The 13,501-nt window shown below is 72.5% G+C and carries 12 protein-coding genes and 2 pseudogenes; 6 read left to right on the forward strand and 8 right to left on the reverse strand.

The window, feature by feature from the left end; genetic code table 11:
• The first annotated feature begins 17 nt into the window (after window positions 1-17).
• Window positions 18-425 carry a QcrA and Rieske domain-containing protein gene (locus C1A17_RS10705; protein ID WP_101652955.1) on the forward strand — a complete coding sequence of 136 codons (408 nt, stop codon included), beginning with the start codon at window positions 18-20 and terminating at the stop codon, window positions 423-425.
• Between the two features lie 102 nt (window positions 426-527).
• Here C1A17_RS10705 and C1A17_RS10710 read toward each other — a convergent pair.
• A pseudogene (locus C1A17_RS10710) lies at window positions 528-983 on the reverse strand (NTP transferase domain-containing protein); the annotation flags it as partial.
• Window positions 984-1,019: 36 nt separating this feature from the next.
• Between C1A17_RS10710 and C1A17_RS10715 the strand changes: the two are divergent.
• Both C1A17_RS10715 and C1A17_RS10720 read left to right on the forward strand, forming a co-directional pair.
• Window positions 1,020-2,297, forward strand: coding sequence for a type 2 periplasmic-binding domain-containing protein (locus C1A17_RS10715; RefSeq protein WP_101652957.1), 1,278 nt, complete (start codon window positions 1,020-1,022; stop codon window positions 2,295-2,297).
• A gap of 57 nt (window positions 2,298-2,354) precedes the next feature.
• Window positions 2,355-3,134, forward strand: a complete 780-nt coding sequence (locus C1A17_RS10720) for a TetR/AcrR family transcriptional regulator (RefSeq protein ID WP_219618278.1) — start codon at window positions 2,355-2,357, stop codon at window positions 3,132-3,134.
• Here the strand turns inward: C1A17_RS10720 and C1A17_RS10725 are convergent.
• The 5 genes and pseudogenes from C1A17_RS10725 to C1A17_RS10745 form a co-directional block, all read right to left on the reverse strand.
• Window positions 3,073-3,585 (reverse strand): annotated as a pseudogene (locus tag C1A17_RS10725) (metallophosphoesterase family protein); the annotation flags it as partial. The gene C1A17_RS10720 and the pseudogene C1A17_RS10725 overlap by 62 nt on opposite strands.
• 63 nt (window positions 3,586-3,648) lie before the next feature.
• A complete protein-coding gene (locus tag C1A17_RS10730; RefSeq protein WP_101652960.1) occupies window positions 3,649-4,383 on the reverse strand; it encodes a fibronectin type III domain-containing protein in 735 nt (244 codons plus the stop codon).
• An 85-nt stretch (window positions 4,384-4,468) separates the two neighbouring features.
• On the reverse strand, window positions 4,469-5,011 hold the full coding sequence (locus C1A17_RS10735) for a hypothetical protein (protein ID WP_101652961.1): 543 nt from the start codon (window positions 5,009-5,011) through the stop codon (window positions 4,469-4,471).
• On the reverse strand, window positions 5,008-6,144 hold the full coding sequence (locus tag C1A17_RS10740) for a serine hydrolase domain-containing protein (RefSeq protein ID WP_101652962.1): 1,137 nt from the start codon (window positions 6,142-6,144) through the stop codon (window positions 5,008-5,010). The genes C1A17_RS10735 and C1A17_RS10740 overlap by 4 nt, the downstream gene beginning before the upstream one ends.
• Before the next feature lie 7 nt (window positions 6,145-6,151).
• Window positions 6,152-6,817, reverse strand: a complete 666-nt coding sequence (locus C1A17_RS10745; protein WP_101652963.1) for an ArsR/SmtB family transcription factor — start codon at window positions 6,815-6,817, stop codon at window positions 6,152-6,154.
• Between the two features lie 254 nt (window positions 6,818-7,071).
• Here C1A17_RS10745 and C1A17_RS10750 point away from each other — a divergent pair, with 254 nt between their 5' ends.
• On the forward strand, window positions 7,072-7,482 hold the full coding sequence (locus tag C1A17_RS10750; RefSeq protein WP_101653658.1) for an acyl-CoA thioesterase: 411 nt from the start codon (window positions 7,072-7,074) through the stop codon (window positions 7,480-7,482).
• Window positions 7,483-7,641: 159 nt separating this feature from the next.
• Here the strand turns inward: C1A17_RS10750 and C1A17_RS10755 are convergent, their stop codons facing one another.
• A complete protein-coding gene (locus C1A17_RS10755; RefSeq protein ID WP_146000623.1) occupies window positions 7,642-8,328 on the reverse strand; it encodes a hypothetical protein in 687 nt (228 codons plus the stop codon).
• Between the two features lie 117 nt (window positions 8,329-8,445).
• Here C1A17_RS10755 and C1A17_RS10760 point away from each other — a divergent pair, with 117 nt between their 5' ends.
• Window positions 8,446-9,105 carry a hypothetical protein gene (locus C1A17_RS10760; RefSeq protein WP_180953303.1) on the forward strand — a complete coding sequence of 220 codons (660 nt, stop codon included), beginning with the start codon at window positions 8,446-8,448 and terminating at the stop codon, window positions 9,103-9,105.
• A gap of 94 nt (window positions 9,106-9,199) precedes the next feature.
• On the forward strand, window positions 9,200-12,007 hold the full coding sequence (gene otsB, locus C1A17_RS10765; protein WP_101652966.1) for a trehalose-phosphatase: 2,808 nt from the start codon (window positions 9,200-9,202) through the stop codon (window positions 12,005-12,007).
• 216 nt (window positions 12,008-12,223) lie between these two features.
• Here otsB and C1A17_RS10770 read toward each other — a convergent pair whose 3' ends face one another.
• The gene (locus C1A17_RS10770; protein ID WP_101652967.1) at window positions 12,224-13,492 is read right to left on the reverse strand and encodes a sensor histidine kinase; all 1,269 of its coding nucleotides are present in this window, start codon (window positions 13,490-13,492) and stop codon (window positions 12,224-12,226) included.
• Between the last annotated feature and the right edge of the window lie 9 nt (window positions 13,493-13,501).

Consider the following 13,501-nt stretch of genomic DNA (forward strand, 5'->3'; position numbering starts at 1 on the left):
ATCGATCAGGAGGAACCATGATCCAGCGCCCCACCCGTCGTCGCGTCATCCAGGCGGCCGCCGTCACCGGCGGTCTCGCCGGAGTCGGACTCACGAGCGCCTGCGCGAGCGAGGACGAGGGCGGCGCGTCGGGACCGACGCTCACCGTCGCCGCGTCCGAGGTCCCCGTGGGCTCCGGCCTCGTGCTCGACAACACCTACGCCGTCGTGCAGCCGACCGAGGGGGAGTTCCGCGCCTTCACCGCGATCTGCCCGCACCAGGGGTGCGCGGTGCGCGAGATCACCGAGACCGAGATCATCTGCCCGTGCCACTCCTCGCGGTTCTCCACCACCGACGGCACCGCGATGTCCGGGCCCGCCGACGCACCGCTCGCCCCGGCGCAGGTCACCGAGGCCGACGGCCAGCTCACCATCGGCCCCGCCTGACGCGGGGGCGCTCGCCCGCCTGGCCGTTGCTCACCTCGGCGCAGCGAGAGGTCCCGGAGCCGCGCGGCCGCCCTGCGATGCCGTGCGAGGAGGTCGCCGACCTCACTCGCGGTGCGGTCCTCCGGCGGGCGACGACACCGCAGTGAGCGGTGTCCTGTGCCGGGCCACGCGGTGGGCCTCTGCGCACGGCGCGAGCGTGAGTCCGCGCCGGGCCAGATCCTCCGGGGTGTCGATGTCGATGCCGCGCACCGAGGGCCCGCAGTCGACCCGGATGAGGTCGCCGCGGGTGGCCGCGCGGGTGAACAGCGCGCGCGGCCCGGAGCCCCCGTGGGACAGGTCGAGGGCAGCAGGGACATGGGCGTTGCCGAGCAGCACCGGATGGCCGGGCCGCCCGCCCCAGAACACCCGGCCGAGCGCGGATTCATGTGCCCGGGCGAGGAGTCGGGCATGGGCCGCGGTCGGCACGTCGACGAGGTCGACGAGGGTGAGGAGGACCGCGGTCGGATCATCGGACTGTGCGGCGAGGAGCCCGGCGCGGATCGAGGCGCCCATCCCGGACTCCCAGTCCGCAGCGACGAGTTTCGAAGGAGAAACATGGACCTCAGGAAGTCACGATTCCCCCTCAGCATCCTCGCGATCCCGGCGGCCGCGGCTGTCCTCGCCGGCTGCGGCGGCTCCGTCGGTTCGGGCGGCGGCGCGGATGCCGGATCCGGTTTCGCATTCGGCGCGGCACAGGACGAGGTCGACGCCGCGATCGCCGATCTCGAACCCGTCACCCTGACCTTCCAGCCCTATGCGGCGTCACCGGAATCGCCCGCGGCCGCCGGGGCCCACGCCTTCATGGAGGCCGTGGAGACCCGTTCGGGCGGGAAGATCGAGTTCGACGTCGCCTGGGGCCAGTCGATCGCCTCGTACCCCGAGGTCGACGACGCGCTCGCCGACGGCCGCCTCGACATCGCCTACAGCGTGCCGATCTACTTCCCGGCCGAGTACCCGATGACCGACGCCTACAACAAGGTCAGCCACTACTCGATGGCCTCGCCGATGATCGGCGAGGCGATCTCCCACGCGATGATGACCGAAGCGGGGTGGAACGATCCCGCGGTCATCGAGCAGTACACCGACAAGGGGCTCGTGCCGCTCAATCCGCTCGTGTCCTCGGGCAACTACTGGCTCGCCTGCAACTCCGAGGGCACCGCGCCCGAGGACTGGCAGGGCCGGCAGATCCGGATCGGCGGCTCCGCCCAGACCCCGGTGTCGGAGGCGATCGGCGCCTCCCCGGTGTCGATGGAGTACGGCGAGGCGTTCGAGGCGCTGCAGCGCGGAACGGTCGACTGCACCTTCGTCCAGGGCCAGGTCGCCGGATCGACCGGTCTCATGGAGGCCGCGCCCCACGGCTCGACCTTCGCCGATTCGCGGATCACCGGCGGCGTCACCGCCGGGCAGGTCGCCGGTTCGGGCTTCGAGCAGCTCCCGGTCGCCTACCAGCAGATCATCTTCGACGCCGTCGCGATCGACTACTTCCACGGGCAGATCCTCAACGTCGTCGAGGGCAGCGCCGCCGCCGTGGCCGACGCCAAGGAGGCCGGAGGCGGTCTCACCGACATCGACCCCGAGGTCGAGGAGACGATCTCGCGGACCCAGGAGGAGAACGTCGATGCGGTGATCGAGGACGGACTGCTCCCGGAGGACATCCGCGATCAGCTCGAGACGTCCGCGGAGAAGTGGACCGGCATCGTCGACGAGCTCGGCTACGAGGACGGCGGCGACCTCGCCGACCTCGACGAGTGGTACGAGCCCGGCAGCGTCGACTTCCGGCCGCTCGCCGAACGCCTGTTCGAGGAGGCGGCCGCCGCGCACCGGCCGGAATGAGCGCGATCCCCGGCGGGGCGTGCTTGACGGAACGCGGGGGGAGCGGATGATCGAAGGATGATGAGATCAGCTGCGGCCCCGATGCCGCGGGGCGAGGACCGCCCTGCGGCACCGTCCGTTCCCGCGTCGGCCGAACCCGCCCCTGCGGCAGATCCGGCGCCCGCGTCCGAACCCCTCACGGCCAAGGGCCGCCGCACGCGGGAGCGGATCCTCCGCGCCGCGCGGGAGGAGTTCGGGGCCCGCGGCTACGCGAATGTGCGCATCTCGGACATCTCCGCCGCCGCCGGGATCTCGCACGGGGCGTTCTACCGCTATTTCCCCGATCGCCGCCGGCTCATGCTCGAGCTGCTCGAGACCATGGCGGGCGAGGTCTACGGCTACGTCCGCGCACCCTGGGACGAGCAGGACCCCGCGTCCTCGGTGCGGGCGACGACGCTGCGGTACTTCGAGTACTACCGGACCCACCACGCCTTCTTCGGCCTCGTCATGGAGCTCAGCCCCACCGATCCCGAGGTCGCGGCGATCGGGGCGAGCGCCCGCGAGCGGTTCTACGCACGCATCACCGCATCCCTCGAGCGCGGCGCCGCGGCCGGCGTCGTCCGCAGCGACGTCGACCTGCGCACCGCGGCGGAGATGCTCGGATCGATGACCGAGTTCTACGCGTTCCAGCGCTTCATGCCGGTCCCGAGCGCGGTCTCCGACATCGAGCTCGAGGTCGCGGCCGGAACGGTCGCCGACATCTGGATGACCGGGGTGGGGGTCGACGACGATCCCGTTACGCGTCGTCGCCCACCGGGCCGTTCGTCACGGCCTTCTCCGCGCCGCACCGGTCGATGAAGAACCGGTCGAGCACGGCTCCGACGGGGAGGTCCGTCGTGGCCTCGGGCCCCTTCGCCCCGATCACCGCAGCGAACTCGAGGCGGCAGCCGCGCACGGAGATCGTGTGGTACGTCGTCACCTCAGCGTACCGGGCCACCGGGGTGCCGCCGCGCCGGGTCCACGTGTTGGCGCCGTCGGGCTGCTGCGCGTAGTGCTTCGGCCCCGAGTTCGCCACGACGTAGACCGGTCCGCTCGTCACGCCCGGGGTGTCCGTGCGGTCATCGTCGTCGTACCCGCGGGCGTAGCCGTGATCGTGTCCGTGGAGGACGAGGTCGACGTCGTGCTCCTGGAGCACCGGACCGATGATCCCGCGGACGAGGGGCTCGCTCCGGTTCATCGCGGTGGAATAGACCGGCTGATGGATCGTCACGACGGTCCATGGCTGCGGGTCTTCGGCGAGCACCCCGTCGAGCCAAGCCGCCTGCTCCTCGAGCGCGCGGTTGCCGTCGAGGCCGACGAACCGGACGCCCTGCTAGTCGAAGGCGTACGAGGTCTCGTCGGTGGCCCCGTTGTCCGGCAGGGAGAAGTTCGAGCGGAAGGCGGTGAAGTTCGGATCCCCGTGGCCCTCATGGTTGCCGGGCACCGGCGCGACGATCCTGCCGGATGCGGCCGCGCCGAGCCCGGAGAACCACGCGTCCCACTGGGAATCCTCCGCGGGCAGCTCGACGAGGTCGCCGGAGTGGATGGACAGTCGGGCGTCCGGGGACGCATCGACGGCGGCGCTCACGAGTGCGGGCCAGCTGCGGTCGAGTCCCTTCTGCACGTCGGCGAACCACAGGAAGTCGAGGTCGGTTGACCCCGGATCCGCAGTGGTGAAGCGGTGCCAGTCGCCCGTGCCGGTCGGTTCGTAGGCCGTGGTCTCCTCGTGCGACCGGATCCGGTAGCGGTACTCGGTCCCGGGGTCGAGGTCCTCGAACGTCGCGCTCCATCGCCGCCCGGTGACCGACAGCGCATCAGCACGCGCGTCGATCGCGGCGGCATGGCCGCCGGGACCCCGGATCTCGAGCGAGTAGCGCGCGGTGGGCGGAGCGGTGAAGTTCACCGCTGCGGAGGATTCCGGGGCCGTCGCGGGGTTGAGAACGAGGCGTGCGATGCCGAGGGTCGCGTCCCGGCGGGATTCCGCCGCAGGCACGAGGAGCACGACAGCCGCGATGAGTGCGAGGACGCCGAGGACGGCCGCGAGGGTCCGGATTCCGGGGCGCGTCATGGTCCTCCGGGAGGCGAGCGGGCGGGTGACTCCCCGGGGCCGGGGGATCACCCGGAGTCTACGCCGGTCCTGCCCGCCCCCGCTCTCAGGTGAGCAGGAGTGGGGCGAAGAGTGCGGCGAAGATCAGCACGGCGACGACGCCCTCGACGACGGTCGAGGAGATCTGGGCGCGCCGGCCGGTGTGCGGGAGCCAGGGGAGGGCGGGGAAGGCCCGGGCGGCGAACCACACCGAGGCGAGGAGGACGAGTCCGGCGAGCGTCCACACGAGGAATGCCCAGAGCGGGAAGTCGAGCACCATCCGCACGACGGCGAAGGTCGCGAGGACGGAGATGTAGCCGGTGATGATCCCGGTGCGGGAGGCGCCGGCGAGCAGCTTCGCGGTCCCCGCCGACAGTCCCGCGCGGTGCGTCGAGGTCGACGAGCCGGTCGCCGTCCCCGTGCCGGCTGCCGGATCGGACGTCGCCTCCTCGTGCTCGTCCGGGGCGGAACCGGGTGGCGGTCCCGCGTGCCCGGCGGGTGCGGCCGGGACAGCGGCGGCGAGCCGGCGCATCGAGAGGAGACGGGAGGTGGACAGCCAGAGGAGGATCGCGAGGCCTGCGAGGAGGATTCCGGTGAGGAGAGCGGTCATCGTTCGGCCCCTTCGTCTGCGGAGTCATCGGTCACGGGGTCGGCGGCGGTGCCGCCCTGGACTGCGGTGCCGCCCAGCAGGGCGGCCGTTCCGCCGACATCGGCAGCGGTGTTCGCCAGCGCCACGACGGCGTCACCGGAATCGGTGAAGCCCACGAACGAGGCGTACCCGCCGGTCATGCCGCTGTGGGCCGTGAGTTCTCCCTCGCCGGAATCGAGCGGAGCGGTGATCCAGGCCCAGCCGATCTCCTCCTCGGGCTCCTCGAACGGGTGACGGGGCTCGGCGGCCGCCGCGCCGGGGGCGGTTCCGTCCTCCACCGCGGCGAGCCAGATCGCCATGTCGTGCGGGGTTGAGCGGATCCCGCCGGCCGGGGCCTGCGGTCCCAGCGTCCAGGCGCCGGCAGGCAGGCCCGAGGCCGTATGCCCGCGGGGCGCATCCGGACGGAGCCCCTCGGGGGTGATCGGAGCGTAGGTGTCGGTCATGCCGAGCGGCTCGATGATTCGCTCGGACAGCAGATCCGCGTACCCGGTGCCGGTCGACTCCTCGAGCGCCATCCCGAGGAGTGCCGTCCCGTAGTTCGAGTAGAGGGGCTCCGGGTCGGCGGGGATCTCGAGGTCGGTGAGGCCGTCGAGGAGGTCGTCGCGGGTCTCGACGTAGGGGTCGAGGCGGAGGAAGGTGAGTGCGAACGTCCGGGCGAACTCCGTGCCCCCGGCCGGGGCGAGCCGCGGCAGGCCCGAGCGGTGGGAGGCGAGCGCATCGAGGGTGACGTCCCGGGCGTTGCCGACGCGCTCGCCGAACACCTCCCCGAGGGTGGTCTCCGGGGTGACCTCGCCGCGCTCCACCGCATCGGCGAAGAGCATCGCGGTGAAGGTCTTCGACACCGATCCGATCTCGAACTCGGTGTGCTCGTCGGCGCCGAAGCCCGCGAACCCGCGGGTGCCCTCGGCGTCGATCCGGACGACGGCGAGCGCATGGTGCCCGGGGCCGCCGTCGAGGGCGGTGCGGACGTCCTCGACGAGCGCGGCGTCGCCGGTTCCGGCGGGCAGCGAGCGGGGGAACGGCGTGATGAGCGCGAGCACGAGGCCGACGACCGCGATCGCGGCGACGGCGGGGATGAGGATGCGGGGGGACATGGAACTCCTAACCCTGGGTGGCGACGATGATGGTGAGCAGGGGGATCATGCGCTCGACGGGCACGATCCAGCGGCCGCGCCGCGGGGATTCGAGCCAGCCGGCCGCCGCCAGCTGATTGACGTGGTGGTAGATCTGTCCGGTGGTGCCGAAGTCGCCGGAGTCGACGAGGTCGGCGACCGAGCTCGCTCCGTGGTACACGGCCTGGAGCAGCGCGAGCCGGACCGGGCTCGCGAGCGCGGCGAGCGCAGCGGCGGAATCGGCGAAGTCGGCCGCCTCGATGTGATCGGCGGGCCGGCCGTACTGCCAGTCGACGCGTCCGCCGTCCGCGCGGCGCAGATACCCCGCGAACACGACTCCGCCGAGGTCCCCGAGGGATTCCTTGAGCCCGTTGAGGGCGAAGAACGGATCGACCCCGCCTCCGGTGCGGGGCCGGGGAGCGGCGTCGTCCGGGGAGGATTCCGCCGTCCCACCGGGCACCGGAAGGCGGTGCGGGGCGAGGGGGCCGGCTGCCCCGCCGTCCGCGGGCCGTTCGGCGCTCGCGGGGAGCTCTCCGGCCGACAGCGCCTCGACGAGCGAGGCGACCTGCGCCTCGAGAGCGCTGAGGCGGTCGGCGAGTTCGGCCTCGGCGGGCTGGCCCGGTGCGACGGAACCGGGGGTCTCTGGATCGTTCATGTCTCCATAGTACGTAAATTACGGAATTACGTAAACAGGGGAATAGGGATCGCCGCGGCGCTCGTGCTCCTCCGCACTCCCGGGGTGGTGCAGACGGATGGGCGGCCCGGGCGGCCTCGGCGCCTCCCTCGGGGTCGGCCGCCCGCAGGGCGCCCCGTACGATGATGGCCATGAACGACAATCCCGAGCCCCGACCCGCCGGCACGTTCGACGACTCCCCGGCCGCAGAGCGCGAGCGCGCGCGGTTCGCGCAGATGAACTTCCACACTCGCAAGTGGGTGCGACCGGAGGACCTCAACGCCAACGGCACGCTGTTCGGCGGCAGTCTGCTGCGGTGGATCGACGACGAGGCGGTCGTCTACGCGATGATCCAGCTGGGGAATCAGCGGATCGTCACGAAGTACCTGTCCGAGATCAACTTCCGCGCCTCGGCGGTGCAGGGCGACATCATCGAGATCGGCCTCCAGGCGACGAGCTTCGGCCGCACCTCGCTCACCATGCGCTGCGAGGTCCGCAACATCATTACCCAGGAGCTCATCCTCTCGATCGAGAAGATCGTGTTCGTCGGCCTCGATGGGAACGGCGCGCCGGTCGAGCACGGCTACACCGACATCACCTTCGAGCGGGATCGCTTCCCTGCCGAGCTGCGCCACCGGGCGGACTGAGCGTCGGGCGGACTGAGCGTCCAGCCAGCCGGCCGAGCCGGAGCGGATGGGGCCGGGCACCCGGGGCCAGTCGCCCGGAGCCGGTCGCTCGCGGAGACCTAGGCCGCACGCGGTGTGCCGTCCGTCCCCGATGCCCGTCCCCGCCGTTCCGGAGCGCACTCACCCGAGGATCACGGTGAGCGTGCCGGCGAGGAGGCCGAGCCCCACCGCGACGAGCGAGCTCCACCGCAGCGAGCGGAGGCGCGCGCGGATGATGCCGCGGAGCGCGAACTCCTCGTCGATGTCGACCCCGGCGACCGAGGCGCGCGAATCCGCTCGCACGTCGAGGACCATGTGACGGGGCGCATCCGCGTCGAGGCGCACCGGGATCACCGCTCCGCGGGCGAGCATCCGCGCGTCGAGGGGATCGAGCAGCCAGCTCACCCGGCTGCCCAGCCGCGCACCGTGGCGCCGGCGCGCGTCGAGTGCGACGTGGACGAGGCTGCGCGATCCGTGCGGCTCGACCCGCACCCGCCGGACCCGCGCGAGCGCTGACTCGCCCGCCCGCAGGAGAGCCTCGGCCCGGGCCCGCGGCACCGTGATGGTCCGTCCGGCGAGGGTGCCGGCGACGAGGAGGGCGGAGGCGGCGGCGACGAGGACCGCGGGCCAGGCGAGGGCGAGCACGCGGATCCCGGTCGAGGCCCCGACGAGAGCGCGCACGGACCCGGTGGCGGCGAGGGCCGCGGCCGCGGTGAGGAGGATGCCGGAGCCCAGGCCGACGCAGAACCACAGCGCCGCGCGGCCCAGAGGCGCTTCGCGACGACGGGAAGCCGGTGACCCGGTGCTGCGATGGAGGACTGCGGGCACGGCGGACACGCTAGGCGGCCAGGGCGAACGCTCCCGGTGGAGCAGGAGAACGCGCGGCGTCCGGAGCATGAACGCCGCACGCGCGGAGCGGCGCGGGAGGTCCTCTACACTGGATCGGTGATGTCAGGCAGCAGCGATCCCGAACTCCCGACCGATCCCGCTGACCGCGACCCCGCGCCGGTCGGTGCGGAGTCCGGGGCGGATCCCGTCGACCCCGTTCTCACCCGCGAGGAGCTCCGCGCCTCCGGCACCTGGATGTTCGCCCGCGGACTGCTCGGCTTCGCCTTCGGGATGGCGACGGTGTTCTGGCCGCGCGACGTCATCACCGACGCCAGGCAGCTCACGCTCGGCGTGCAGACCGTCGACTGGGTGATGATGGGCTATCTCGTGCTCTCCGCCTGCCTGCTCGTCCCGGCGGCACGTTCCGCTCCGCAGCCGGTGCGCACCGCGCTGCTCGGCCAGGCGGTGGTCGTCGTCCCGGCCCTCGTGTTCCTCCTCATCGCCGACACCCCGCCCCAGCTCCGCGCCGCGGTGTGCATCTGGGCGCTGCTCCACGGCGCGCTCGAGCTGTGGATCTTCCGGACCATGCGCTCCGCCCCGATGGCCTCCGACCATCTCATCGCGGCAGCCTGCCACCTGCTCCTCGGCGTGATCCTCGCGTTCGGCGACGACATGGGCGCCCTGACGATCTTCGGCTTCACCGGAGCCGCGGTCGTCATCGCCTCGGTACTCTATATGGTGGGCGGACACTCCCGGAGATCCCGCGCCCGCGCCTGACGCGCCGCGACCGCCCCCCCACTTCCTCCCCATCGCGCCCGGAACCGGGCGCCGAACCCCAGCGCCCTGCCATCCACGACGTGAGAAGAGCCCCATGACCGTCATCACCTCAGGACTCGACACCTGGGACCCCGCCGCACCGACCGCGGGACCGCTCGGCGACCTCGCCGAGGCGATGCGCACCCTCGACGCCGACCTCTTCACCGCGATCGGCCTCATCGCCCGCACCCCGAGGCTCCTCGTCGCCACCGACTACGACGGCACGATCGCGCCGATCGTCGATCGCCCCACGCACGCCTTCCCGCTGCCGATCTCGCTCGTGAGCATGCGGGCGCTCGCCGCACTTCCGGAGACCGACGTCGCCGTGATCTCCGGGCGCTCGCTGCGCGACCTCGCGGCGATGTCGCGCCTGCCCCGTGAGGTCACCCTCGTCGGCTCGCACGGTTCCGAGACCGACATCGACGCCGTCGACGCGCTGTCCGCCGCCGAACGGGACGCCCTCCGCCGCCTCCGGCGTTCCGTCGCCGAGCTGTCCGCGGAGCTCCCGGAGCTCGAGGTCGAGACCAAGCCCACCGGTTCGGCGATCCACCTGCGCGGCCTCCCCGTCGACGCGCGAGCCGTGGCCGAGGCGGCGGTCGGCCGGATCGCCCGCGACCCGGAGATCACCCTCGTCCGGGGCAAGGAGGTCGCCGACCTCAGCGTCGTCACCACCTCGAAGGGGGACGCCCTTCGCGAACTCCGCGCGCGCCTCGATTCCGGGGCGGTGCTCTACATCGGCGACGACATCTCCGACGAGTTCGCGCTCGCCACCCTCGGCTCGGGCGACCTCGGGATCAAGGTCGCCGCGGCCGCACCCGCCGGCGGCGGGCCCGCCGCCGACCTCGCGCCGCTCGAGACCGCGGCGCGGTTCGCGGTGCCGGATCCGGAGACCGTCGCGCTCATCCTCACGAGCATCTTCGAGCTCCGCCGCGCGTGGCTGTTCGGCAAGGACGCGGTGCCGATCGAGCGTCACACGATGCTCGCCAACGGGCAGTCGACCGCGCTCGTCGACCCGACCGGCCGGATCTGCTGGATGCCGCACCCGTTGCCGCACTCCGCCTCGATGTTCTCCGAGATCCTCGGTTCCGACGCCGCGGGGTACTTCTCCGTGGGCGTCGCGACCGGCGCCAAGCCGCTGACCCAGCGCTACCAGGACCACACGACGCTCGTCGAGACGCGGTGGGCCGGACTCACCGCGCGCGACTACCTCGCCCCGGTGCCCGAGGACAGCCAGGACACCGTGCTCGTCCGCGTCCTCACCGGGGACGCCGAGGCGGAGATCCGGTTCGCCCCGCGCCCGGACTTCGGCGCCTACCCCACCCGCCTCGAGCGCGTGGGCGACGGCGTGCGGGTGCTCGGCACCTCCGAGCCGATCATGCTCCACGCCCGCGGGGTCGAGTTCGAGATCGTGTCCGAGAACGGCTCGGACACTGCGGTGGCCCGGGTGCGCCCGAGCGACCGGCCCAAGGAGAAGGTCGTGCTCGCCCTCGTGTGCGGCGGCTACTTCGAGGACACCGACTACCTCCTCGACGGCGGGGAGGAGCTCATCCGGCGCCGGGCCACGGGATACTGGCGCAACTGGGTGAACAGCCTCGACCTCCCGGCGCTCAAGCGCGAGGAGGTGTCGCGCTCGGCGATCACCCTCCGCGCGATGTGCCACGAGCCCACCGGAGGCGTCCTCGCCGCGGCCACCTCGTCGCTGCCCGAGGGGATCGGCGGCATCCGCAACTGGGACTACCGCTACTGCTGGCTGCGCGATGGGTCGATGACCGTGCGCACCCTCATCGACCTCGGCTCGACCGCCGAGGCGGAGGGCTTCCTCGCGTGGCTCGCGGGCATCCTCGCCGACGCCGCCGGTCCCGAGCAGCTCCACCCGCTCTACGCGGTCGACGGCTCCGCGCTCACCACCGAGGCCGTGCTCGAGCACCTGCCCGGGTACGCCGGCTCGCGGCCGGTGCGCGTGGGCAACGCCGCCGAGCACCAGGTCCAGCTCGACGTGTTCGGACCCGTCACCGAGCTCCTGCGCGATCTCGCCTTCACCCTCGAGGACCTGTCGGACGAGAACTGGCGGCTCACCTGCGAGATGGTCACCGCGGTCGAGCGCCGCTGGCATGAGGCCGACCACGGCATCTGGGAGGCCCGCCGCGAGCCCAAGCACAACGTCTACACCAAGGTCATGTGCTGGGTGACCGTCGACCGGGCGATCGAGATCGCCGAGCACTTCGGGCGGACCATGCCCGGGGCCTGGCGCCAGCTCCGCGAGACCATCGCCGACGACGTCATCACCCGCGGCTGGAACGCCGAGGTCGGCGCCTACACCGTGGCCTACGGCGAGGACGACCTCGACGCGGCCTGCCTGTTCGTCGGCCTGTCCGGCCTGCTCGCCCCGGACGATCCGCGCTTCGCCGCGACCGTCGACGCGATCGAGCGGGACCTGCGGGTCGGCCCCACGGTGTTCCGCTACCACTACGACGACGGCCTGCCCGGGCTCGAGGGCGGCTTCCACATCTGCACGACCTGGCTCATCGAGGCGTTCATCCTCGTCGGGCGTCTCGACGACGCGCGCGACCTGTTCCGGCGCCTCGACGACCTCATGGGGCCCACCGGGCTGTTCCCCGAGGAGTACGATCCCGCCTCGGAGACGCACCTCGGGAACCACCCGCAGGCGTACTCGCACCTCGGCTATATCCGGGTCGCGCGGATGCTCGACGACCTCGCCGGCGTGCCGGACCCCGCGAGCGGCCACACCGACGGCTCGGAGGATCCGGACGACACGGGTGCCGCAGGGTCCGCGGGGTCCGCGGACACCTCGGGCGCCTCGAGCACGTCAGTTTCCTCGGGCGCCACGAGAACCGCGGACTGAGACCGCGCCCCGCTGCTCCTCGACCACCTCGGGCGCCGGGGCACCGCCCTCCGCACCTCGACCACCTCGAGTGCCGGGGCACCACCGCACCTCGGGAGCGCCGGGGCTGCGGTCCGCCTCACCGTACTGCGCGGTATCTGCCCATCCACGCGTTATTGCGCGCAGATCACGGGATACCGCGGCGTACGGCTGGGAGCACGCGGGCTCAGCCGGCACTCAGGCCTGTGCGGCCGGGGACTCGGGCCGGGGGTCGTGCTCGGGCAGGAAGACCTCGGTCCGTGCGCCGCCGGCCGGCCCGTTGCTGAACGCGATCCGCATCCCCAGCAGCCGCGCCTGCCCCTGGGCGATGACGAGGCCGAGGCCCATCCCGCCGCCGCCGGCGGACACGAAGCGCGTGGGTCCGGTGGCGATGATGTCCGCTGGATAGCCGGGTCCGTGGTCCTCGACGATGACGGCGTGCGGCGTCGTCGTGACGATGATCGGGTCCGCGCCGTGCTTCGTGGCGTTGACGATGAGGTTGGACACGATGCGCTCGAACCGGCGCTGATCGGTGATCACCGTGCGCCCCTCGGAGGCGTAGTTGACCTCGATCTCGTGGCCGGTGGTGACCCCGGAGGCGCCGAGCGTCGTGATGAGGGAGCGGATCGAGGAGTCGAGCGACATCGTCGTGAAGTCCGGGGTGGCGCGTCCCGCGTCGAGCCGGGACACCTCGAGGAGGTCCTCGACGAGCACCTGGAGGCGGGCCACCCGGTCGCGCACGAGCTCGGCCGGCCGTGACTGCTCCTCGAGGAGGTTCGCGGCGTTGACGAGCCCGGTGAGCGGGGTGCGCATCTCGTGGGCGAGGTCGGAGGTGAAGCGCTGCTCGGAGTCGAGCTTCTCCGCGAGCCGCTGGACGGCGGAGTCGGCCGCAGCGGCGAAGGCCGCCACCTCGTCGTCGCCGGTGTCGATGACGTCGGAGATCCGAATCTGCGTGTCACCGGCGGCGATCTTCCGCGCGGCCTGGGCGCCCAGGGTGAGTCGGCGCGAGATCTGGCCGGCGACGAGCGAGCCGATGCCGCCGATGACGATCGCCGAGCCGAGCATGCCGAACAGGATCGCCCGGTCGATCGCATTGAGGAGCTGCTGGGACTCCGCGGTGGTGGTGCGCACCGCGATCACGGCGGTGTGCGAGCCGACCTCGATCGGTGCGGCGGCCCAGATCACCTCGGCCCCGTCGGCGACCCCGCGGATCGTCACGCTCCGTCCGGCGAGCGCGGCCTCGCGCGCCTCGGCGGGCAGGTCGGGGTCGTCGACGCTCGTGTTGAGGGTGAGGACCCCGGTGTCGGCGTAGATCGAGATCGCGTCGGAGAGCTGGGCGCTGATGTTCTGCCGCATCCGGTCGTCCTCCGCGGCGGCCGCGCTCTGGCGCACGACGACGCCGCACGAGAGGACCGCGATGATCACCGAGGAGACGATGAGGATGACGATCTTCCACCGGAGTGACACGGCAGGTCC

This window comes from Brevibacterium ihuae (assembly GCF_900184225.1).
GTDB lineage: Bacteria > Actinomycetota > Actinomycetes > Actinomycetales > Brevibacteriaceae > Brevibacterium > Brevibacterium ihuae.

Excerpts from the sequence above, each read along its gene's own strand:
- C1A17_RS10705 (WP_101652955.1), top strand. The coding sequence starts at position 18 with ATGATCCAGCGCCCCACCCGTCGTCGCGTCATCCAGGCGGCCGCCGTC.
- C1A17_RS10715 (WP_101652957.1), top strand. The coding sequence starts at position 1,020 with ATGGACCTCAGGAAGTCACGATTCCCCCTCAGCATCCTCGCGATCCCG.
- C1A17_RS10720 (WP_219618278.1), top strand. The coding sequence starts at position 2,355 with ATGATGAGATCAGCTGCGGCCCCGATGCCGCGGGGCGAGGACCGCCCT.
- C1A17_RS10730 (WP_101652960.1), bottom strand. The coding sequence starts at position 4,383 with ATGACGCGCCCCGGAATCCGGACCCTCGCGGCCGTCCTCGGCGTCCTC.
- C1A17_RS10735 (WP_101652961.1), bottom strand. The coding sequence starts at position 5,011 with ATGACCGCTCTCCTCACCGGAATCCTCCTCGCAGGCCTCGCGATCCTC.
- C1A17_RS10740 (WP_101652962.1), bottom strand. The coding sequence starts at position 6,144 with ATGTCCCCCCGCATCCTCATCCCCGCCGTCGCCGCGATCGCGGTCGTC.
- C1A17_RS10745 (WP_101652963.1), bottom strand. The coding sequence starts at position 6,817 with ATGAACGATCCAGAGACCCCCGGTTCCGTCGCACCGGGCCAGCCCGCC.
- C1A17_RS10750 (WP_101653658.1), top strand. The coding sequence starts at position 7,072 with ATGAACTTCCACACTCGCAAGTGGGTGCGACCGGAGGACCTCAACGCC.
- otsB (WP_101652966.1), top strand. The coding sequence starts at position 9,200 with ATGACCGTCATCACCTCAGGACTCGACACCTGGGACCCCGCCGCACCG.